The sequence below is a fragment of the Marinifilum sp. genome (assembly GCF_965230805.1).
Taxonomy (GTDB): domain Bacteria; phylum Bacteroidota; class Bacteroidia; order Bacteroidales; family Marinifilaceae; genus Marinifilum.
The window spans coordinates 1,105,516-1,127,180 of sequence record NZ_OZ246019.1; the positions used below are offsets into that span (position 1 = coordinate 1,105,516).

Annotated in this window: 18 protein-coding genes and 1 pseudogene; 7 read left to right on the plus strand and 12 right to left on the minus strand. The window is 36.0% G+C overall.

Annotated elements, in window-relative coordinates; translation table 11 throughout:
- Positions 1-168: 168 nt before the first annotated feature.
- Positions 169-339 carry a DUF362 domain-containing protein gene (locus ACO05S_RS04230; RefSeq protein ID WP_421920295.1) on the minus strand — a complete coding sequence of 57 codons (171 nt, stop codon included), beginning with the start codon at positions 337-339 and terminating at the stop codon, positions 169-171.
- A 158-nt stretch (positions 340-497) separates the two neighbouring features.
- Here ACO05S_RS04230 and zupT point away from each other — a divergent pair, with 158 nt between their 5' ends.
- Complete coding sequence (gene zupT / locus ACO05S_RS04235) at positions 498-1,322, plus strand: zinc transporter ZupT (protein ID WP_421920296.1); 825 nt, start codon at positions 498-500, stop codon at positions 1,320-1,322.
- A gap of 28 nt (positions 1,323-1,350) precedes the next feature.
- Here the strand turns inward: zupT and nth are convergent, their stop codons facing one another.
- Complete coding sequence (gene nth / locus ACO05S_RS04240; protein WP_421920297.1) at positions 1,351-2,007, minus strand: endonuclease III; 657 nt, start codon at positions 2,005-2,007, stop codon at positions 1,351-1,353.
- A gap of 133 nt (positions 2,008-2,140) precedes the next feature.
- Between nth and ACO05S_RS04245 the strand changes: the two genes are divergently transcribed.
- The 5 genes from ACO05S_RS04245 to nadD all read left to right on the plus strand — a co-directional run bounded on the left by ACO05S_RS04245 (position 2,141) and on the right by nadD (position 7,625).
- On the plus strand, positions 2,141-4,006 hold the full coding sequence (locus ACO05S_RS04245; protein ID WP_421920298.1) for an ABC-F family ATP-binding cassette domain-containing protein: 1,866 nt from the start codon (positions 2,141-2,143) through the stop codon (positions 4,004-4,006).
- 76 nt (positions 4,007-4,082) lie between these two features.
- Positions 4,083-5,426, plus strand: coding sequence for an MATE family efflux transporter (locus ACO05S_RS04250; RefSeq protein WP_421920299.1), 1,344 nt, complete (start codon positions 4,083-4,085; stop codon positions 5,424-5,426).
- A gap of 88 nt (positions 5,427-5,514) precedes the next feature.
- Entirely contained in the window at positions 5,515-6,393 is an 879-nt protein-coding gene (locus tag ACO05S_RS04255; RefSeq protein WP_421920300.1) for a YicC/YloC family endoribonuclease, read from the plus strand.
- An 81-nt stretch (positions 6,394-6,474) separates the two neighbouring features.
- Entirely contained in the window at positions 6,475-7,041 is a 567-nt protein-coding gene (gmk, locus tag ACO05S_RS04260) for a guanylate kinase (protein ID WP_421920301.1), read from the plus strand.
- 2 nt (positions 7,042-7,043) lie between these two features.
- Positions 7,044-7,625 carry a nicotinate (nicotinamide) nucleotide adenylyltransferase gene (nadD, locus tag ACO05S_RS04265; protein WP_421920302.1) on the plus strand — a complete coding sequence of 194 codons (582 nt, stop codon included), beginning with the start codon at positions 7,044-7,046 and terminating at the stop codon, positions 7,623-7,625.
- Positions 7,626-8,602: 977 nt separating this feature from the next.
- On the opposite strand, the gene ACO05S_RS04270 is transcribed toward nadD, so the two are convergent.
- The 8 genes from ACO05S_RS04270 to ACO05S_RS04305 form a co-directional block, all read right to left on the minus strand.
- A complete protein-coding gene (locus tag ACO05S_RS04270; protein ID WP_421920303.1) occupies positions 8,603-9,154 on the minus strand; it encodes a 2-oxoacid:acceptor oxidoreductase family protein in 552 nt (183 codons plus the stop codon).
- Positions 9,155-9,188: 34 nt separating this feature from the next.
- Entirely contained in the window at positions 9,189-9,962 is a 774-nt protein-coding gene (locus ACO05S_RS04275) for a thiamine pyrophosphate-dependent enzyme (RefSeq protein ID WP_421920304.1), read from the minus strand.
- 3 nt (positions 9,963-9,965) lie between these two features.
- Positions 9,966-11,051 carry a 3-methyl-2-oxobutanoate dehydrogenase subunit VorB gene (locus ACO05S_RS04280; protein WP_421920305.1) on the minus strand — a complete coding sequence of 362 codons (1,086 nt, stop codon included), beginning with the start codon at positions 11,049-11,051 and terminating at the stop codon, positions 9,966-9,968.
- Between the two features lie 51 nt (positions 11,052-11,102).
- Entirely contained in the window at positions 11,103-11,330 is a 228-nt protein-coding gene (locus ACO05S_RS04285; RefSeq protein ID WP_054716272.1) for a 4Fe-4S dicluster domain-containing protein, read from the minus strand.
- 190 nt (positions 11,331-11,520) lie between these two features.
- A complete protein-coding gene (locus ACO05S_RS04290; RefSeq protein ID WP_421920306.1) occupies positions 11,521-12,852 on the minus strand; it encodes an aminotransferase class I/II-fold pyridoxal phosphate-dependent enzyme in 1,332 nt (443 codons plus the stop codon).
- A gap of 480 nt (positions 12,853-13,332) precedes the next feature.
- The gene (locus tag ACO05S_RS04295) at positions 13,333-13,854 is read right to left on the minus strand and encodes a flavodoxin (protein ID WP_421920307.1); all 522 of its coding nucleotides are present in this window, start codon (positions 13,852-13,854) and stop codon (positions 13,333-13,335) included.
- Between the two features lie 52 nt (positions 13,855-13,906).
- Positions 13,907-14,599, minus strand: a complete 693-nt coding sequence (locus ACO05S_RS04300; RefSeq protein ID WP_421920308.1) for an Mpv17/PMP22 family protein — start codon at positions 14,597-14,599, stop codon at positions 13,907-13,909.
- A 387-nt stretch (positions 14,600-14,986) separates the two neighbouring features.
- Positions 14,987-17,047, minus strand: coding sequence for an acetate--CoA ligase family protein (locus tag ACO05S_RS04305; protein ID WP_421920309.1), 2,061 nt, complete (start codon positions 17,045-17,047; stop codon positions 14,987-14,989).
- 451 nt (positions 17,048-17,498) lie between these two features.
- Between ACO05S_RS04305 and hydE the strand changes: the two genes are divergently transcribed.
- Positions 17,499-18,590 (plus strand): [FeFe] hydrogenase H-cluster radical SAM maturase HydE, encoded by a 1,092-nt coding sequence (gene hydE, locus ACO05S_RS04310; RefSeq protein ID WP_421920310.1) that lies wholly within the window; start codon positions 17,499-17,501, stop codon positions 18,588-18,590.
- A 235-nt stretch (positions 18,591-18,825) separates the two neighbouring features.
- On the opposite strand, the pseudogene ACO05S_RS04315 reads toward hydE, so the two are convergent.
- Positions 18,826-19,334: pseudogene (locus tag ACO05S_RS04315) on the minus strand (IS982 family transposase); the annotation flags it as partial.
- Between the two features lie 830 nt (positions 19,335-20,164).
- Positions 20,165-21,598, minus strand: coding sequence for a [FeFe] hydrogenase H-cluster radical SAM maturase HydG (gene hydG, locus ACO05S_RS04320; RefSeq protein ID WP_421920311.1), 1,434 nt, complete (start codon positions 21,596-21,598; stop codon positions 20,165-20,167).
- Positions 21,599-21,665 lie beyond the last annotated feature (67 nt).

The window sequence follows — 21,665 nt, forward strand, 5'->3', positions numbered from 1 at the left end:
ATATTCCCTATGAATTGGCTTAGTTTATAGTTATTATTTTAGGTCCCTAATAATTTGCTGATTAGAATATTAAATTCCGTATTCAATTTATCACTTTTTTTAATTAGGACAAAATAAAAGAGGAACCCCCTAAAGGTTCCTCCCAAATAATCAATCTATTAACTCATTCTAATCTCCCTCTGAAATTGCATCAACCGGACAAACATCTGCACATGCCGCACAGTCGATACAGGTATCAGCATCTATAACATAAATATCACCTTCTGATATTGCTTCTACCGGACACTCATTTATACATGAACCACAGGCGGTACAATCATCTGAAATAATATAAGCCATAACAAATTGTTTTAAAGTTTATAATTAACTTGTAATGAATTAAATTTACGACATGCTTTCAATCAAAACAAGATGTTAATATTCTTGTTTATAATTATTCCAACTAATTATTTATATTTACTCGAATCAAAAACTATAACCAGACTTAAAAATATTAGATGGAAATTGAATATTCTACTTCAACACTTATAATAGCTTTTGGAATGACTTTGTTTGCAGGCTTGGCAACTGGTATTGGAAGTGCAATTGCTTTCTTCGCAAAACGCACAAACACAAAATTTTTATCCTTATCGCTTGGTTTTTCTGCTGGTGTAATGATATATGTATCTCTTGTTGAAATTTTTCAGAAAGCCAAAGAGGCACTGGTGGCAGATCATGGAGAAGCAACAGGAACTTGGTACACTGTAATTTCGTTTTTTGGAGGAATACTATTTATTGCAATCATCGATAAGTTGATTCCATCCTTTGAAAATCCCCATGAGGTAAAAAAGATAGAAGATATTGACGAGGCAAAGATCAAAAACAAAAAGCTAATGAGAATGGGGATATTCTCTGCATTGGCCATTGCCATTCACAACTTTCCGGAAGGTTTAGCGACTTTTGCTGCTGCATTGGCCGATCCTACCATTGCAATTCCAATTGCGGTGGCCATTGCCATCCATAATGTTCCTGAGGGAATTGCAGTTTCTGTTCCGATTTATTACGCCACGGGAAGTAAAAAGAAAGCCTTCTTGCTTTCATTCCTTTCCGGATTAGCCGAGCCTATTGGTGCTCTAATCGGATTCATCCTAATCTATTCGGTGCTTGGACTAAGCAACACGATATTTGGGGTGTTATTTGGAGGTGTGGCTGGAATTATGGTCTTTATCTCACTGGATGAGCTCTTGCCTACAGCCGAGGAGTACGGTGAACACCACAATGCAATTTACGGTTTAATTGCCGGAATGGCAGTAATGGCAGTTAGCCTTCTCCTGTTCTTATAAAATATTAAAGCCTCAAAAACGAGGCTTTCTATTTCTTTTCTTTCTTCTTTTCTTCTCTTTGGAAGTATCTGCAATAATCTTTCAATCCACAAGCTTTACATTTGGGTTTCCGAGCCAGGCAAACATACCTGCCATGCAAAATCAACCAATGATGAGCTGTTGCAATCAATTCTTCGGGAAAATAACTTACCAAAACCTTTTCGGTCTCTAATGGAGTTTTTGAGTTGGTCGTTAATCCCAACCGTTCCGAAACTCTAAAAACATGAGTATCCACAGCCATGGCAGGTTTATCATATACCACCGAAGCAATAACATTTGCAGTTTTTCGTCCAACCCCTGGCAGTTTTTGCAATTCTTTTACATCATCAGGTACTACTTCTTTGAAATCTTCCACCAACATCTTAGCCATCCCTAATAAATGTTTGGCTTTATTGTTTGGATAAGAACATGATCGAATCAGATCGAAAATGTTTTCCTGACTTGCATGTGACAGATCAAAGGCTGTTGGATATTTATCAAACAATGGTGGTGTGATTTGATTCACTCTTTTATCGGTACACTGTGCTGATAAAATTACAGCTACCAATAATTCATATGGATTGGTATAATGCAATTCGGTTTCGGCAATTGGCATATTCTCCTGAAACCAGGCAATTACTTTTTCAAACCTTTCTTTCTTGCGCATATTAATTCTGTTTATTCTTTTGCGAACGAACGAAAATAATAAACTCTATCGAAAAATCTTATTTACATGCAGAAAAGTAAGTATTGAGATTCTTATTCTTAAATTTGCATTCTTAATTATAGCAAAGAACAATATGATATCATATTTACAGGTTGAAAACCTTAGCAAAAGTTACGGAGATCTTACCTTATTTGAAGGAATTGGATTTGGAGTTGGGCAAGGTCAAAAGATTGCTCTTATCGCAAAAAATGGCACTGGCAAAACTTCTCTTCTAAATATTATTGCCGGCTTAGATTCTCAGGATTCCGGTGATGTTATTTTTCGTAACGATATCAAATTGGCTTATTTACAACAAAATCCGGATCTGGACAAGGGCAATACAGTTCTTAACGAAGTTTTTAATTCTGATGATCCAGTTCTTTCTGTAATCCGTGAATACGAAAAAGTAATTGGAGAAAATGATCAAGAGAAAATGTCTGAGATCCTAGAAAAAATGGATCAATACAAGGCATGGGATTACGAAAACAAAGTCAAGCAAATTCTATCGAAATTGAAAATCACCAACTTCAATCAAGTAATTGGCCAGCTTTCGGGTGGACAAAAAAAGAGAGTTGGACTGGCCAAGGTATTGATTACCGACCCGGATTTTCTGATTCTTGATGAGCCAACCAACCATTTGGATCTGGAAATGATTGAGTGGTTAGAAGAGTACCTGAACAAATCGAAAGGAACTCTTCTTATGGTAACTCACGATAGATACTTCCTTGACAGAGTATGCAATGAAATCATCGAAATGGATACCAATTCCATTTATACTTATAAAGGGAATTATTCCTATTACCTTGATAAAAGAGCCGAAAGAATTGAAAACATGAATGCCGAGGTAGGCAAAGCACAAAAGCTTTTGAAAACCGAACAGGAGTGGATGCGCAGAATGCCACAAGCCAGAGGTACAAAGGCGAAATATCGTATTGATGCTTTTCATGAGCTGAAGAAAAAGGCAGCCTCTGGTTTTAAAGAGGAAAGTATGGATTTGGATATCAAATCAGCTCGACTGGGAAAGAAAATATTAGAACTGGAAGGTTTGTACAAAAGTTTTGGTGATTTAAAAATTCTGGAAGATTTCAGCTATAAGTTTCAACGTGGCGAGAAAATTGGTATTGTTGGTAAAAACGGGACAGGTAAATCAACATTCCTAAACATTATTACCCAAAATATTGAACCAGATGCCGGAACAATAGAAATAGGAGAAACGGTAATTTACGGTTATTACAAGCAGGATGGAATCACCATCAACGAAAATGAAAGAATTATTGATGTAATCAAGGACATTGCTGAATCCATCGATCTTGGTAATGGAAAGGTAATGTCGGCCTCACAATTCCTTGAATACTTCCTGTTCCCTCCAAAGACACAGTACAACTATGTATCGAAATTAAGTGGTGGGGAAAAGCGTCGTTTGTATTTAATGACAGTTTTGATGAAAAATCCAAATTTCCTGATCTTGGATGAGCCTACCAACGATTTGGACATCATGACCCTGAATGTACTGGAAGAGTACCTGATGAACTTTAAAGGTTGTTTAATCATTGTTTCTCATGACCGTTACTTTATGGATAAAGTAGTTGATCAGATGTTTGCATTCGAAGGAATGGGTAAAATCAGGAATTTCCCAGGCAACTACACAATATACCGAAATACAATTAGCGAGGAGGAAAAAGAGCTCAAGAAAATCGAGAAACCTGCTAAACCTAAGAAGGAAAAACCCAAATCGAACAATACCGCAAAAAAACTATCATTCAACGAAAAGCGAGAGTTTGAGAAGCTAGAAGTTGATTTGGAGGCATTAAGTTCGGAGAAAGAAGAATTGGAATCTGCAATGAGCTCAGGTTCTTTATCAACCGATGAGCTGATGCAAAAAGCAAGTAGAATTGAAGAGGTAATCAACTTGATTGATGAGAAAGAGTTAAGGTGGTTAGAATTAAGCGAGCGTGCTTAACGATAAACCTCTTTTAAATATTTGTTTTGAGAATGAATATAAAATTGAGAGCTTTATAGTTCTACAAAAAAGCTGAATGAAAGATTTTACAAGCGGAAATGTAAGCAAACTTATTTTCAATTTTACCTTACCCATGTTATTGGGTAATGTGTTTCAACAACTGTATAATGTTGTTGACAGCATTGTTGTTGGTAAAGTTTTGGGTAAGGAAGCTCTGGCATCGGTGGGTGCATCATTTCCCATTATTTTTACCCTAATTGCATTGTTAATTGGCATTGGCTCGGGATTCTCGATTGTAATTTCTCAGTTTTACGGAGCCAAAGATATTGGAAGCGTTAAGCGTTCGATTGATACCATGTACATCTTTCTGTTTTTTGCAGGATTGGTCGTTTCCATTCTTGGTATTTATTACAGCAAAGAGCTATTTCTTTTGTTGCAATTACCAATTGAATTAATACCACAAGCAACAACATATCTGAATGTATACATGGCAGGTATGATTTTGTTCTTTGGCTTTAGTGGTACAAGTTCGGTTCTTCGTGGATTGGGAGATTCTAAAACACCACTCTACTTTCTAATCATCGCATCAGTATTCAATATATTGTTCGATGTTCTTTTTGTAATGATATTTAAATGGGGAATTGCCGGGGCGGCTTGGGCTACGGTAATTGCACAAGGAGGTGCTTTTATTTCAGGAATCATTTATTTGAATCGCACCCATAAAATCATGAAGTTCTCGTTGATGAAATTGGTTTTCGACAAAGAGCTGTTCATAAAAAGTTTGAAAATTGGATTGCCATCCGGAGTTCAACATACATTTGTTGCATTGGGTATGATGGCTTTACTCGGAATTGTGAACACCTTTGGCACAGATGTAATTGCAGCCTATACAGCAGCCGGCCGAATTGATTCTTTGGCCATGATGCCTGCCATGAACTTTTCTCAGGCTGTTGCGGCTTTTGTAGGACAAAACCTTGGAGCAAATAAAATAGACAGGGTTCGAAAAGGATTCAAGGCTACATTTTTCATGTCAAATCTGTTTTGCCTGCTAATGACTGCAATTATTGTGATATTCGGTAGTCAACTCATGAAAATGTTTACAACAGATCCAAATGTTATTGCCATAGGTGAAAAATACTTGATCATTGTAAGTTCGTTTTATTTGCTGTTCTCTACCTTATTCACCACTAACGGAGTTTTACGTGGTGCCGGAGATACTCTCATTCCCATGTTTATTACCTTGTTTTCTTTATGGATAATTCGAATTCCCGGGGCATACTTTCTTTCTGCAGAAATTGGAGAAACCGGGATTTGGTGGTCGATTCCATTCGGATGGTCGATGGGAGCGCTTCTATCCTATTTGTATTATCTTACCGGAAAATGGAAAAGCAAATCAATCATTCAACATCCAACAAGCTAAAAGTACATAATCGAAGTAGCATGATCAAACTCTTCGGTTTGCAAATCCATTTCATTCTCTTACCTTTGCGGAAATAAATATTTCGAATATGTTAATATCGATGACTGGCTTTGGTAAAGCCACTTTAGAGTTGGAAAACAAAAAGGTTTCCATCGAAATTAAATCTCTAAACAGCAAACAACTGGATATAAATACCAGAATTCCGAATCTTTACAAAGAAAAAGATTTAGTTCTTCGAAACGAAATCAAGAATCAACTTGAACGTGGCAAAGTTGAACTTTCTATTTTTATTGAAAGTGTGGGTGCTGACAAAGAAACCAAAATCAACAAACCTATTGTTGAAGCCTACTACCAGCAACTTCAGGAACTTTCGACAGAACTGGACATTCCATTAAATCAGGAACCTATTCTCCAGACCATTGTAAAACTGCCTGATGCTTTAAAAACAGAACATCAAGAGTTAGACGAAGAAGAATGGAATCAGATTTTTACAGGATTTAAATCCGCAATTTCTGACCTGAATGCTTTCAGAAAACAAGAAGGTGAAGCCTTACAGGAAGATATTTTTGAGAGAATCGCCAATATCGAAAAACTATTGGAAGAAGTTCCTCAATACGAAGAAAATCGAATTGAAACTGTAAAAACAAGAATCAACGATAACTTAAATGATTTTATTGAAAAGCAAAATGTTGATAAGAATCGATTCGAACAGGAAATCATCTATTATCTTGAGAAATTAGATATTACCGAGGAAAAGGTTCGATTGGCAAATCATTGCAAGTACTTTATCGAAACTGCTAAAAATGGCAATTCTATCGGTAAAAAACTTGGTTTTATAGGTCAGGAAATTGGTCGAGAAATCAACACTTTGGGTTCTAAAGCCAACGATTCTGATATCCAGAAAATCGTAATTCAGATGAAAGACGAGCTAGAAAAAATCAAAGAACAACTTCTTAACGTCTTGTAAGATAAATCCAAAATTCAACAGTAGCGTAGGGTAATAAACTCTGCGCTTTTTTATAAATTTAAAAACAACACACAACTTAATATGTCGGGTAAATTATTCATCTTTTCTGCCCCAAGTGGTTCTGGTAAAACCACAATCGTTCGCCATTTGCTAAAACAAGATTTTAATCTTGAATTTTCTGTATCGGCTACAAGTCGTGCCAGCAGAGGATCTGAAATAAATGGTAAGGACTACTATTTCCTAAGCATTGAAGAGTTCAAACAAAAAATAGCAAATGAGGAGTTCCTTGAGTGGGAAGAAGTGTATGATGATTGTTACTATGGAACCCTAAAAAGTGAAATTGATCGCATCAGGAATCGAGGCAACAATGTTGTTTTTGATGTAGATGTTGTTGGTGGAGTAAACATCAAAAAATATTATAAGGATGATGCTTTGGCTGTATTCATACAACCTCCTTCAATCGAAGAACTTGAGAAGCGTTTGAGAGGTCGTAAAACAGATTCTGAAGAAGTAATTGCTGAAAGAATCAAAAAGTTTAAATTTGAATTGAGCTTTGCCGATCAGTTTGATAAAGTGATTATAAACGACAATCTTGAGAGTGCTTTGAAAGAAGCGGAGAATACTTTAAGTGAATTCATTAAGCAATAGGCATGAAGTTAAAAATTGGATTATACTTCGGATCATTCAATCCAATTCATATTGGACATTTGGCCATTGCAAATTATATGGCCGAATACTCCGATTTAGATCAGATCTGGTTTGTGGTAAGTCCTCAGAATCCTTTTAAGCAAAAAGGGAGTTTGCTAAACGATTATCATCGTCTGGAACTGGTAAATCGTTCTATAGAAAGATATCCCAAACTAAAAGTGTCAAATATAGAGTTTGGTTTGCCAAAACCATCCTATACAATAGATACATTAACCTACTTAAAAGAGAAACATAGCGATTACCATCTTTCCTTGATTATGGGTTCCGACAATCTAAAAAGCTTTGAAAAGTGGAAAAACTATGAACAAATTCTGAAAGAACATGATTTATACGTGTATCCGAGACCTGGCTTCAAAGATGATGATGTAACATTAAACGGCACAATTCATTTGATTAAAGCTCCTCTGATGGAGATCTCATCTAGCTTCATTCGTAAGGCAATCAAGGAAAAGAAAGAGATTCCTTTTTTCATGCCCGAAGCAGCTTACAAGTATCTAAAAGAGATGCATTTCTACGAAAAGTAATCATGTCAGTATCAACATAAAATTACAGTCTCATTCTTTTGTTCTTAGAGACACCCCAATTGGGTACCTCTACAAGGTTCGTATATAATTGGGGCTTTGCAACAGCCACCCTGCAATACTTTTAATAAAGGTCTTTACAGTGTTCTTAATCCTGCTAAAGATGCATCCTTCCTTATAAAAACTCGCCCAGACAAAGTCTATGGTTCTATTTTTTGACTTGACTAAACTCTAAATCCAATTTAGACTCATTATATACTAAAGCTGATAGAAAAACAAAAAGGCAGGTCCCCACCTGCCTTTTCCTAACCCAAAATGATTTCCAATACGAAACTTTTTTAACCCTAAAACCTTATACAATTCATATTGAAATGCCGATTCGATCAACGTGCCTAACCACTACACTCCCGAATCGGAGTGCAAAGGTAGATATTTTTTTTAAACCGCAAAGGAAATTGAAAAATATTTTGATTTTTTTTAATCTCAAATCACATATTATACCATTTCTAAGCCAAAAGTTTCTATTCGATCACCATCATATACCACTATTCCCATGAAATCAATCTCATGTTTTGTCTGTAGTGACACCCAAATTGGGCGTTTCTATATCTTTCTTATATAATTGGGGTAGTTTTGCAAGACCCCATCCGGCAATACCATTAATAAAGGTTTTCACAGTGTTCGAAACCCTGTTAGTGATGTGTTCTGTTATTCTATTAAAATTATCGCTGTAACTATGGCTATACCTGTGTTTTTTCCCCTTAATTAAAAATCACTCATCTGTTTATAATTTTCCCCATTAGCCAGATGGGAGCCACCAGATCCAAATAATTATTTTAATCATGCTCGTTTCATAATAGAACTGGCATAAAAAATAATTTGGCGAATACATCTACCGATAAATCATGTAAAAAACAAAAGAGACTATCCAAGTGGGACAATCTCTTTTCTATTGAAATAAATAGTTAGGTCTGTTTTAATTACAAACTTAATATGGTCTCAACACTATCAATTCCTTTTTGAATGGCTTCAATATTTAATGGAATTAATTTGTGATGACGTTCTGGTAATGATTTCTCCAAACCTTTCTTAACATTATCGATTTTAACAATAGGTTTCACATTTAAAAAACCTCCTAAAATAATCATGTTAAAAGTCTTAGGATTTCCCATTTCTGCAGCCAGTGCAGCTCCAGGGATCTTATAAATGTTTATATCTTCTCTTTCAGGATGACGGGTAATACCGTTTGGATCATATATCAATGTTCCTCCTGGTTTAATATCGTTTTCAAATTTATCCATTGACTGTTGATTCAGGATGATAGCGGTATCAAACTTTTTCAAAACAGGTGAACTAATTCTGTCATCACTCAAGATTACTGTTACATTAGCAGTACCTCCACGCATCTCAGGACCATACGATGGCATCCATGATACTTCCTGATCTTGCATAATCCCCGAGTAAGCTAAAATTTTACCCATTGAAAGTACACCCTGACCACCAAATCCTGCAATGATAATTTCTTCTGTCATTTTTTTACAGTTTTTATTGATTTAAAATGGAGTTCTATTCATCTTTTAATGTACCCAATGGATAATACGGGAACATATTTTCTTTCATCCACTCGTTAGATTGAGTTGGAGATAATTTCCAACCAGAACTACAAGTACCTACAATTTCGATGAAAGAAAGACCTTTTTTCTCTCTAGAATTTTCAAATCCTTTACGGATCGCTTTCTTCAACTTCCTAACCGCACCTGCAGTTTCGGCTGACTGACGAGTAACAAAACGTGTACCTGGAAGCAAGCTAACCATTTCACTAATCTTCATTGGGTGGCCAGTAGAAGCACAATCACGTCCGTATGGAGAAGTTGCCGTTACCTGATCCTCCAAAGTAGTTGGTGCCATCTGACCACCTGTCATACCGTAAATTGCATTGTTTACAAATACAACTACAATGTTTTCGCCACGGTTACAAGCATGAATAATTTCAGCACATCCAATTGATGCTAGATCGCCATCACCTTGATAGGTGAAAACATATTTATCAGGCATTAAACGAGCTGTAGCTGTAGCCAAAGCCGGAGCACGTCCGTGAGCTGCCTGTTGCCAGTCGATATCTATATAATTATAGGCTAATACAGAACAACCCACAGGCGAAACACCAATTGTTTTATCCTGAATATCCATTTCTTCGATAACTTCGGCAATTACCTTGTGGATTACACCATGTGTGCAACCAGGGCAATAGTGCATTTCGTTATCTAAAAGAACGTCAGTCTTCTTATAAACCAAGTTCTCTTCGCTAATAATATTATTGATTTCAGTTGTTGCTGTCATAACTTATTCTCCCAAAATTTTTTCTTCCAATGCTTCCACAACTTCTTCTGGTGTTGGAATAATTCCACCATAACGTCCAAAGTGTTCTACCGCAACTTTACCTTCAACTGCCAACCTTACATCTTCAACCATTTGACCAGCACTCATTTCCACCGATAGTATACCCTTAACTTGTCCCAACATTTCTTGAATTTGTTTAGTTGGATAAGGGAATAGAGTTATAGGACGAATCAAACCAACTTTAATGCCTTTTTCTCTTGCAAGCTCTACAGATTTTTGGCAGATTCTTGCACTTGAACCATAAGCAACAAATAAATATTCAGCATCGTCGCACTCAAACTTCTCATAACGAACTTCGTTCTCTTCCATAGCGCGATATTTCGCCTGAAGTTTGTGGTTAAACACCTCTTGTTTAGCCGAATCTAAATCAAGAGAAGTAGATATATTTCGTTCGCTTCCAGCTTTTTTACCATTGGTTGCCCACGACCCAGAAATTTTCTCAATCTCTTCGTCAGTCCAACGAGGCTTATAATCAGCCAATTCAACTTTTTCCATCATCTGACCAATAACACCATCAGATAATATCATTGCCGGATTTAAATATTTAAATGAAAGCTCAAACCCTAAGTCAACAAAATCATTCATTTCCTGAACAGAAGCTGGTGCTAATACGATTAGTTTGTAATCACCGTGGCCACCACCTTTTACAGCTTGGAAATAATCTGACTGAGCAGGCTGAATTGTTCCCAAACCTGGGCCTCCTCTTACAATATTAACAATTAATGCAGGAAGTTCAGCACCTGCCAAATAAGTAATACCTTCTGCTTTCAAACTGATACCAGGACTTGAAGATGATGTCATTACTTTCTTTCCGCAAGAAGCTCCTCCATACACCATATTAATAGCAGCAACTTCACTTTCAGCTTGCAGAACCACCATACCAGTTTCATCTTCTGGCTTGCGGATCATTAGGGTCTCCATAATTTCGGATTGAGGAGTAATTGGATATCCGAAGTATCCATCGCAACCACAGCGAACTGCTGCTTCTGCAATTACCTCATTTCCTTTCATTAAACGAACGTCTCCCATTACGAATATTTTTATATTTTTTTTTGATTTCAGTAATACGTACTCATTGTACTAGCTAGCCTTAGCTCTGTAAACTGTAATTACAGTATCAGGACAAACCAAACCACAGCTTGAACATCCAATACAAGCATCAGGATTGGCCATATGAGCATAATGATACCCCTTACCATTAACTCCTCTTGCCAGTTCGATAACCGCTGTTGGACAAGACACTACACAAAGACCGCATCCTTTACATTTTTCGGTATCAACAACAATAGCACCTTTAAATTTTGCCATATTATTTATAATTAATAATTAAATATTTTCACTCTTCAAAGGTAACAAATAAAAAGCGCTTAAATGCTTTCACTTACAATCTACCACCTCTTTAAGTCGACTGGATTTCAGCTATTTACAACCAAACACAGGAATTTACATCCAGTCTAAATAATATAATCTATTAAGGATTAAACCATTACACTCTTCGTTAGTTTAAGTTACCTTCTAACTGATGGTGTTTTTCAAATTCTTTCAACCTTAACTCAAGATCTTTGAGTTGACCCCGAGAAATTTGCGATACACATGCCCTCAATCCTTCCTTTAAGCTCCCTGTTTCATTTAAACAGATTGCTGAAATGCCATAATACAACAATTCTTTATTCAAATCAGCTCCCGACATTCCAGGGTAGGAAACCGTAAAATAGAATCCATCTGCCAATGGAACATTTACATCGGTATCGTAAACCAGTTCGAAACCATTCTCAAGGAACATCTTTTTCATGATTTGGGCTCTCTCGCCATACTCTTTCACATCATTGATAAAATCAAAGCTTCCTTCGTTGGCAGCTTTCAACATGGCGCAAAGCGCAAATTGTGCCGAATGAGCTGTTCCTGATGATAATGTATAGATGATTCTGTAGACAATGGTATATCCAAACTCACCAGTTCCTCCAAATCTTTTCTCCAGATTCTGGTATTTTTGCTGATACAGCCTATCCGAAATACAAAGCAAACCAATTCGTTGCCCTGCATAACTAAAAGCTTTTGAGCTCGAAATCATCAACACATAGTTATCGGTGTATTTTGCCACACTTGGTTGATAAGGTGCCACGCCTGGCTTACCCAAGTCGGAACGAAAATCCATAGCAAAATATGCCAGATCTTCCATTACTATGGTATCGTACTTATTAGCTAATTCACCAATAATTTTAAGCTCCTCTTCGTTAAAACAAATCCATGCCGGATTGTTTGGATTAGAATAAATCATTCCGGCTATATTTCCTTTGCTAAGAAATTCGTCTAATTTTTCTCTTAATTTCTCTCCTCGATAGTTGTACACATCAAACGATTCGTACTTCTGTCCCATCACTTCAAGTTGAGTTTTCTGAACAGGAAATCCTGGATCGATAAATAAAACAGTATCTTTTTTAGGATCACAATTTCCGATAGCCATAAATGCGGCATAACCACCTTGCATCGAACCAACTGTTGGAACCACACCCTCAGGCTTAAGGTCGATATTCATAAAGTTTTTTACGAAACGAGATCCTTCTTCCTTAAGTGCTTTCACACCTTCAAGCATTGGATAAGCAGAGGCAGCTCCTTCTTCCAAAGCTTTCTTTTCTGCCTCGATACCTACTTTTGCAGGTTTTAATCCAGGAACTCCCATTTCCATTCTAACAAACTTCTCTCCGCTTTCCTCCTGAATTAGATTAACAACTCGAACAATATCTCTAATGGTTGCATCAGCCAAATTACTTATTCCGCAAAACTCCAACTGCTTGTTAACAATTTCTTTATTTATAGGTGTGTTTTTCATCTGTTTATAATTTTTTCCCATTTGTTATATGGTAGTTGCAAGATCAAAATAATCATTACCATGGTACTTAATAATTATTTAAATCATGCTAGTTTCATCTTTTATTTTTTTCGGTACTAAGTTTAAAAGTTTACGATTTCCCCCTTTAACCACTGATTTTCTTTCAAATTTTAAGCATTTCTTATCACTTAGCTTACTAATTCTATGCAATTTTACGAATTTTAATAACAAATTAAAACACAAACACCTTATTTGATTGTAATCTAAACAAAGTAATCGTTTTAGAGATTTCAATTCATTACGTCATTTCCTATTTTGCTTACAAATTGATAAAGGCTGACCGGAAATCCGTCAGCCTTTATCTTATCAATTGAAATTTCATCTGTTTATAATATTTATCTCATTTGTCAGATGTAAGCCTCAAGATCAAAATAATCATTAGCGTGTGGGTTAATAATTATTTTAATCATGTTCGTTTCATTATTCAAATTCTGGAAGAATAATCTCCAACCAGTTTTCTACCCTTTCCTCGGTAAGATCTGACTCAAAATCTTCATCTAATGGTAAGCCAACAAATCTACCATCGATAAAAGCACGTGATTCATTAAATTCATATCCTTCATCGCTAATTTGTCCAATTAGTTCAGCACCTGTTGGTTTAATGGTTTCCGCTAAATCTCCCATCGAATCAACAAAGAAATCAGCGTAAGCGATATGATCTCCCAAACCAAAAAGAGCTACCTTCTTTCCTTTCAGGTCTAACTTATTTAACTTTGGCAAAAACTCATCCCAATCGTTTACCGTATTCTCTGATGACCATGTGTGTTTGCCCAAGGTTGAAATTCCCAAAATAATATTAGAGTACTCCTTTAACTTATCAGCGTCGGTTTCTTTTACTAAAAATACTTCAACCTTTTTTGATATTATCTTTTCGGCAATAGTTTTAGCCACTTTATCTACATTCCCACCTTCAGGTCCGTAAAACAATCCAATTTTACTCATAGGACAACATTTTATATTAGTGTGTTTTTTGTTTCGTCCTACAAAGTTAAAACTATTTGACACTTTTCAAACTCGCAATGGCAAGTAATACGCCTAATACAATGCCCAACACTGCGGCAAACAAAACCTGATAATCAGGAGGCAGTAAAAAAGTAATTGTATGTGCAGGAATCCAGAAAAATGGAATGGTTTTTTTAAAAACGAAGTTCCATTGAACATTCCAATTTAAATTCACAAAAATTTCTGTAAAATTTATAGGCCGTAAAAAACCTACCAGTGTTCCTCCATTGTTTATAATATGCGTATCAGTAATTTTATGGAAGGTCATCATAACTGGTGCATAAATCAAGTTCATAAAGGTACTAATACAGAATGCTACCAATAATTTATTTAACGTAAATGACTGTTTCATTGCTTCCGTAGCACTTTCGAGTCCAAGGTATGATAAGAAAACCGGTGTTCCTGTAGAGAAAACTATGAATGACAGTTTTATGGTAAGACCTAAAAAACCCCAAACAATGGCACGCGGAAGAATTCCAAATCCTTTTTGAATGTAATTTCCGGTTCTAATTCTTAAACCGATAATTTCTCCTATTGTTGCCAAAATTGCAAACTTAATAAAGCTGGTAATCATACCATGCTCTTTATTAAAATCGATATAAAAATCGAATACTGTTTGAGATACAAAAAATGGCAAGAACAACAATATGAAGCCCAGCCAAAAAATGAAATCTTGTTTTTTCATTGCTTGATAATAAAATGTTTTTGAATGCAAAGAGGCTGTCCAAAAGTCAAGTTTCAATGTAATTCTGAGAAAAATGAAGAATCTCTGCATTTGAGAATCAGATGTTTCACATTTTACAACATAACGTTGCATGATTTAAACTTGCTTTTTGGACAGCCTCTTTTATTTATTTTTCTGATTGCTCTGTATAGTTTTCGAGACCCTTAAAGAAACCTATTTTTACATCCTTCCATTTTATAACTATCCCAATTAAAAGGACAATCACAAAACTGATTAACATTTTCTCGTTCTTATTTAAATCTTTCCACTTCCTCACAATCAGTATTTTTAAATCGGCTACTAATTAAGGGTATACTCCTCAATCTACAGCCATCAATTACTAATGTATTATTCTTTTTCGATTCTGATACGAGCATCAACAGCTGTAACAGCATCCTTATTACCCAACAATGGGTTTAAGTCCATTTCGAAAATTTCAGGAGCAACTTTCATTAAAGCTGCCACACGAGTTACTGCTTCAGCGAAACGATCTTCGTTAACCGGTTCCTGACCTCTAACTCCCTTGATGATTCCGTAAGAATTCAATCCCCGAATCATTTCATGAGCTTCATGGTTTGCAATTGGAGCCAACGAAGCTTTTACATCCTTCAATACCTCGATAAAGATACCTCCTAAACCACACAATACCATGTGACCAAATTTGTCCTCGCGTTTCGCACCAATAAATACCTCTGTTCCACTAAGCATTTGTGCCAACATTACAGCATAAGTATCTTTAATCTGCATCATTCGTTTGAACTCAGAACGCACCGTTTCCTCATCTTTTACATTAAGAGTTACACCACCCACATCTGATTTGTGAACTGGCCCCACAACTTTCATTACCAAAGGGAAACCAATTTCCTTTGCCAAAGCTACGATCTCCTGTTCGGTGTCGGCAACGCCTTCTTTAGCGCGAGCAATACCAGCAGCATCTAACAAGTAGTGAATTTGCTCAGGACTTAAATATCCGTTATCAGCTTCGTCAACAATCTTACGAATTCCTGCAACATCAACATCAGGTAATGCAATTTCCTCTGGTTGTGGTTTTGGCGTATTATATACTTTTGCTAAAGCATCACCAAAAATTACTTCATCAGGGAAACTGGTTCTTCCTTTAGCCATGAAATGTGCAATTTCATCTTTCACATTCACCACTGACGGAAGAATAGGATAAATTGGCTTTTTGCATTCCTTCATTTTTTCGTGAAGAAGATCGTATACATCGTAAACTGGGAACAATCCCGGACTACCAAAAATTACAGCCATAGCATCGATATTATCAAAGTCATTTTCACAAGCATCAATGATATCGCCCAATTGCTGTGCTGTACCTGTTGCCAAAAAATCGATAGGATTTGAAACTGAAGAACCGGGATATAGTTTCTCTAACAAATCATCCGCTTTGGAACCATCAATATGAGGCACATCCAATCCATTATTCGATAACGCATCGGTCAACATTACAGCCGGGCCGCCAGCGTGAGTGATTACAGCAATATTTTTACCTTTCAATTCAGGGTGCATAAAAATCGAAGCAACAGTTGCCAACTCCTCGCGTCCGCTACAACGAACAATACCTGCTTTTTTAAATAATGCATCCACCGCAACATCAGAACTAGCCAAAGCACCAGTATGCGATGATGCGGCACGGCTACCTGCTTCGGAACTACCTGATTTTACCGCTGCAATTTTACATCCTTTGCGAATGAGTGATGAAGCATGCTTTAACAACATTTCAGGCTTATCGATATTCTCAATATATAGAAGTTTCACCTTAGAGCTTGTTTCAGAATCGAAACTTTCATCCATGTATTTTAATATCTCCTCAACACCCATTTGTGCAGAGTTACCTACGGAATAAACGCTAGAGAACGATAATCCCTTTGGAACGCCCGACTCCATAATAAATACGGCAGTAGCACCAGAACCAGAAATAAAATCACATCCTTTAGGATCTAAAGAAGGAATTGGAGTGGTAAAAACACCATTGTAATTAGGGTTTAATACGCCCACACAGTTGGGGCCAATTAGTGATCCTCCTACTGAATTTACTGTTTTTACAATTTCTTTTTCCAGTTTTGCTCCCTCCTCATTCTCTTCGCTAAATCCAGCAGAAAGAATAATAAAAGCACGAGTGTTTCTTTCTTCAGCTAAAAATTTAATTGTTGAAGGACAAAACTTAGCTGCAATGGCTAGAATTGCCAAGTCAACATTTGGTAGATCTTTAGGATCTTTAAACGACCTAATTCCTTGTACCTTATCCAATTTTGGATTTGCCACATAAAGTTCGCCTTTAAAATTTCCATCAATCAAATTCTTTAAAACCTTTCCACCAGGCTTTTGCACATCGTCGGAACCACCAACTACAACTATACTTTGGGGGTTAAGTAATTGTTCGTTTATCATTTTTTGTTGTTTATAATTTTGCGAATTTTCGACAAATATAGTAATAATCCGCTCCTATAATATTGATTTACCAAACAATCCATAAGTAAAAAACATTTTATTGCTTATTAATGATATTATTTAGCCTCTGTAGGAAAAGTACTGATTTTCAGAAGTGATTGATATGAAAGCTTCAAAGAACAGGGATTGGGATTTTTAATAATCCGGGAGTTGGCTTGCAAACACCAATTTAGAAATACAGCTGCCTTGATTTGCTTCAACCAATTTCGAGGATCATCCAAAACAGGTTAATATTTATTAAGGAAGAATAAACTCTTAAGGACAAATGAAGGAGATTGAATTAATGGCAATATCAGTATTAAGTGTGTTTTATCCCAAAATATACCGCATGGCACAAAAAGCTAGAATTTTATAAGTATTTTTGCCAGCGAAACAACAGATATAAAATGAAATGTCAAAAGGTACTCAAGAAATTCTGAAACAAGATTCTTTAACAAGAGATAATATAATTCAACTCTTAAAATCTACTGGCGAAGATGAAAAAGCTTTGTTTGCTAAATCTTCGGAAGTAAAACTTAAATACATTGGAAAAAATGTGTATTTCCGTGGATTGGTCGAATTCTCGAATATCTGTAAAAAAGATTGTTTATACTGTGGAATCAGAGCAAGCAACAAAAATGTTGATCGATACGATATTGCTGATAAAGAAATACTAAAAGCAGCCAAATTTGCCTACGAGAACAATTATGGATCACTGGTTCTGCAATCGGGAGAAAGACATGACAAGGAATTTGTTGACAGAATTGAAAACCTTTTGAAAGAAATTAAAAATCTCAGCAATAAGGAGTTGGGAATTACGATTTCACTTGGAGAACAAACAAAAGAAACCTATCAACGCTGGTTCGATGCAGGAGCGCACCGCTACTTGTTAAGAATTGAATCGAGCAATCGTGAATTGTACGAAAAAATACATCCAAATAATAATAAACACTCCCACGAAACAAGACTTAAATGCCTGAAAAGTCTTCAGGAAATAGGGTACCAAACCGGTACGGGTGTTATGATTGGTATTCCTTTTCAAAGCTATGAGGATTTGGCAAACGATCTATTGTTTATGAAGGAGTTTGACATCGATATGGTTGGTATGGGACCTTTTATAGAGCACGATGAAACACCAATGTATAAATATCGCGATCAACTGATGAGTTTAAATAATAGGTTCAGACTCACCCTAAAAATGATTGCTGTGCTAAGAATCATGATGAAGGATATTAACATTGCTTCAGCTACAGCTTTACAAGCAATCGATCCATTGGGAAGAGAGAAAGCATTGCGAATTGGTGCCAACATCATCATGCCAAATATTACACCTACAAAGGAAAGAGCCAATTATCTATTATACCAAAACAAACCTTGTATCGACGAAGGCGCAGATGACTGCACCAACTGCATGGAAGCCAGAATCAACATGGCAGATGGGGAGATTGGCTATGGTGAATGGGGAGATTCAAAGCATTATGTCAATAGAAGAAACAATTCTTAATCATCTTTATGCATGTCGACTGTCTTTGAATACAGGTGTACAAAGTTTCCAAGTATATTTTTCAAAAGCTAATGCCCTATTTACCTGATTTCGATTATAATTATTCTCCACAGAAAGTCAGATTTATTCAAGATTTGCATTAAAGAATATCGGGATATTTTGAAGAATTTCTAAAGTAAAGATTGGGCGAAAATGACTTTTCAACCGGACATGACCTATTTAACGTGAGTTCGACCTAAGCAATATTATTAAGTCCAATATCATAAACTATATCTATGTTAATATTGGGCTTTTTAGGTAAAAAATGATATGCTATTAGACCTGAGATTAAATTGGCAAGAAAATTTTCAAAGCTCCTGTATCGTGTATGTTCTATTTGACAGATTTTTTTAATTCATCGTTAACAGACTCAACCAAAGCTCTTTTTCGTAATAAGATTTTATCATTAATATGCATTAAAGAATTCTTCATATTCTTTCGAATTTTGGTAATCATGTGTATTCCATCGACGAAAAATTGCTCAAATAGCATTTTACTGATATAGCCTTTGTCAGCTATTAATTTACCAAATAGTTTGTCATGGAAATCTTTATTTTTTAGTGGTAACCTATCGTCTACATTTCCTTGTGTGAACAGAAAATCAATAATTTCTCCCTTGTCGTTTATTACAATATGAAGCTTAAAACCGAAAAACCATCCCATGGAGCATTGTCCCTTGGTTGCTATCCCTTGAAATACCTTATTCTTTTTTATTAATTCTATGGTTTCTTACATCGAACTCACGTTACATAATAAACAATTAATAATCTGTGGGTTTTAATCACCCACCAATGATAGAATAAGAATAAAAACCCAAAGTACATTTGGGGCATACACAACCAAGGGAATAAAAGAAACGACAAGTAAGTTTTCATTGACCATTAGTTAAAGAAACTGCCTACTGAATGTTTTAGTGCATACACTTTGAGTGTCAAAGTGTATGCAGTTGTCGTCTCAAAGTGTATGCAGTTGTCGTCTCAAAGTACTGGCAGCTATGAAAAGAAAGTAATTCCTCACTTTAATTGAAGTGGGGATTTTTGTATTTGTATGTTTCACTGGTATATAACGTGAGTTCGACGTAAAATTCTATCCACAGAAAGTTATATTTGCGATAGATTTGCATTAAAAATTTGGAAAGAATAGCGGGATATTTTGAAGAATTTCTAAAGTAAGGATTGGGCGAAAATGACTTTTCAACCGGACATGACCTATTTAAACTTACCGGAAGATTGCCTCTCGAACAATAGTTCTAAGAATTTTAAATCCACATTCTCACTCGAACAATCATTATAGAGATTTCAACTCAACATTGCCACTCGAAAAAAGTACGATTCTAATTTAAAAAAGCACGTTTCCTATCGAAAAACGTGGCTTATAAAATTGAACAGGGAATTAACTTTCGAAAAAAGGCTCTAGAAATTTCCAAAACTACATTGCCACTCAGTAAACGCATCTATTTGTATTTAAAACGACGTTTTCCTCTAGAGCAATGGATCTAATCCCAGTATTACTGTACGTTGCATTCTACCGAATAATTAGAAATACAAATCGCGTTCTCCTTTTTTGATTAATTCTAACCGTTCCTCCAGTTGATCAACTTTCTGAACATTTTCAAGCTCCCTCTTCTTTAATTCAATAAGTTTATATCCTTTTTCTTTAATTTCGGCCGTACCATAATCTTCAAGATATTCTGCCAGAGTTAAAATGGCATTTTGTGCACAATATCGTTTAATAAATCCAGGAACCGAAAATTCCATAAAGTGCTCCCCAGTCCTGCCTTTACGATAACATGCCGTACAAAATGAAGGTAGATATTCTTTATCCAACAACTCATCAATCACTTCGCCAAGGCTTCTTGTATCTCCAATCTCGAACTGTTCGTGATCCAACTTCTGTTGTTCACGGGATTTTTCGGTGTAACCTCCAAGTTGAATATTAGTTCCCGCATCTATTTGGGAAACTCCCAAACGAATAACCTCTTCTCTAATTTCCTGACTTTCGCGAGCAGTTAAAATCATACCTGTATAAGGCACTGCCAGTCTTAGAATCGCAACTAATCGTATAAATTCTTCATCCTTAACCTCGTATTTTGGATCTATTGTAGAATCGGAAGCCGCTTTAATTCTTGGAAATGAAATAGTATGTGGTCCCACATTGTAACATGCCTCAAAATGGTTTACATGACGAACCAAACCCATTACATCAAACTTCCAATCATACAATCCAAATAGTGCACCAATTCCCACATCATCAATTAATGCCTCCTGGGCTCTGTCCAAACCTGTTAATCGCCAATCGAAGTCGGCTTTTTTACCACTTAAATGATATTTTGAATAAGCTTCACGATGATAAGTTTCCTGAAAAATCTGATAAGTTCCAATTCCAGCTTCTTTCACCTTTTTATAGCCTTCAATATCTAGCGGTGCGGCATTAATATTTACACGACGAATCTCTCCGTGTCCGGATTTTACTTCATACACAGTTCTTACCGAGTCTGCAATAAAATCCGCATCGTACATTGGGTGTTCACCATATACCAATATCAATCTTTTCTGTCCATTATCCTCAAGAGCCTTAACATCACTCTTAATTTGTTTGTGAGTAAGTGTTGTTCTAATTTGCTTTTTATTAGATGCTCTAAACCCACAATAAGTACAATTATTGGTACACTTATTTCCAATATATAGTGGTGCAAAAATCACGATTCTATCACCATATACTTTTTCTTTTAACGTGCGCGCCCCTTCTTTAATTTCCTCAATTAATTCAGGATCCTCCGTCTGCAGCAATACAGCAGTTTCCGGTAAACTCAGTCTATTCTTATCTAATGACTTCTGAATAATTCGACGAACGTTTTCCTTTGACGTGTCTGCTTCGTTAAGCATATCCCAAATTTCATCTTCATCAATAAAAGGTTTCATCCTTTCATCTTTGATGCGATACTCTTGAGGTTTGTAAATCATTTTCATGTTATACGCTGTATATTTCGGGCCAAATTGTTACAACAACCATCCAGCTCAATTGTATTTTGTTAGT

Excerpts from the sequence above, each read along its gene's own strand:
- zupT (WP_421920296.1), top strand. The coding sequence starts at position 498 with ATGGAAATTGAATATTCTACTTCAACACTTATAATAGCTTTTGGAATG.
- ACO05S_RS04290 (WP_421920306.1), bottom strand. The coding sequence starts at position 12,852 with ATGAAAAACACACCTATAAATAAAGAAATTGTTAACAAGCAGTTGGAG.
- ACO05S_RS04230 (WP_421920295.1), bottom strand. The coding sequence starts at position 339 with ATGGCTTATATTATTTCAGATGATTGTACCGCCTGTGGTTCATGTATA.
- nadD (WP_421920302.1), top strand. The coding sequence starts at position 7,044 with ATGAAGTTAAAAATTGGATTATACTTCGGATCATTCAATCCAATTCAT.
- hydG (WP_421920311.1), bottom strand. The coding sequence starts at position 21,598 with ATGAAAATGATTTACAAACCTCAAGAGTATCGCATCAAAGATGAAAGG.
- ACO05S_RS04275 (WP_421920304.1), bottom strand. The coding sequence starts at position 9,962 with ATGACAGCAACAACTGAAATCAATAATATTATTAGCGAAGAGAACTTG.
- ACO05S_RS04280 (WP_421920305.1), bottom strand. The coding sequence starts at position 11,051 with ATGGGAGACGTTCGTTTAATGAAAGGAAATGAGGTAATTGCAGAAGCA.
- ACO05S_RS04250 (WP_421920299.1), top strand. The coding sequence starts at position 4,083 with ATGAAAGATTTTACAAGCGGAAATGTAAGCAAACTTATTTTCAATTTT.
- nth (WP_421920297.1), bottom strand. The coding sequence starts at position 2,007 with ATGCGCAAGAAAGAAAGGTTTGAAAAAGTAATTGCCTGGTTTCAGGAG.
- ACO05S_RS04305 (WP_421920309.1), bottom strand. The coding sequence starts at position 17,047 with ATGATAAACGAACAATTACTTAACCCCCAAAGTATAGTTGTAGTTGGT.
- hydE (WP_421920310.1), top strand. The coding sequence starts at position 17,499 with ATGTCAAAAGGTACTCAAGAAATTCTGAAACAAGATTCTTTAACAAGA.
- ACO05S_RS04255 (WP_421920300.1), top strand. The coding sequence starts at position 5,515 with ATGTTAATATCGATGACTGGCTTTGGTAAAGCCACTTTAGAGTTGGAA.
- gmk (WP_421920301.1), top strand. The coding sequence starts at position 6,475 with ATGTCGGGTAAATTATTCATCTTTTCTGCCCCAAGTGGTTCTGGTAAA.
- ACO05S_RS04285 (WP_054716272.1), bottom strand. The coding sequence starts at position 11,330 with ATGGCAAAATTTAAAGGTGCTATTGTTGTTGATACCGAAAAATGTAAA.
- ACO05S_RS04270 (WP_421920303.1), bottom strand. The coding sequence starts at position 9,154 with ATGACAGAAGAAATTATCATTGCAGGATTTGGTGGTCAGGGTGTACTT.
- ACO05S_RS04295 (WP_421920307.1), bottom strand. The coding sequence starts at position 13,854 with ATGAGTAAAATTGGATTGTTTTACGGACCTGAAGGTGGGAATGTAGAT.
- ACO05S_RS04245 (WP_421920298.1), top strand. The coding sequence starts at position 2,141 with ATGATATCATATTTACAGGTTGAAAACCTTAGCAAAAGTTACGGAGAT.
- ACO05S_RS04300 (WP_421920308.1), bottom strand. The coding sequence starts at position 14,599 with ATGAAAAAACAAGATTTCATTTTTTGGCTGGGCTTCATATTGTTGTTC.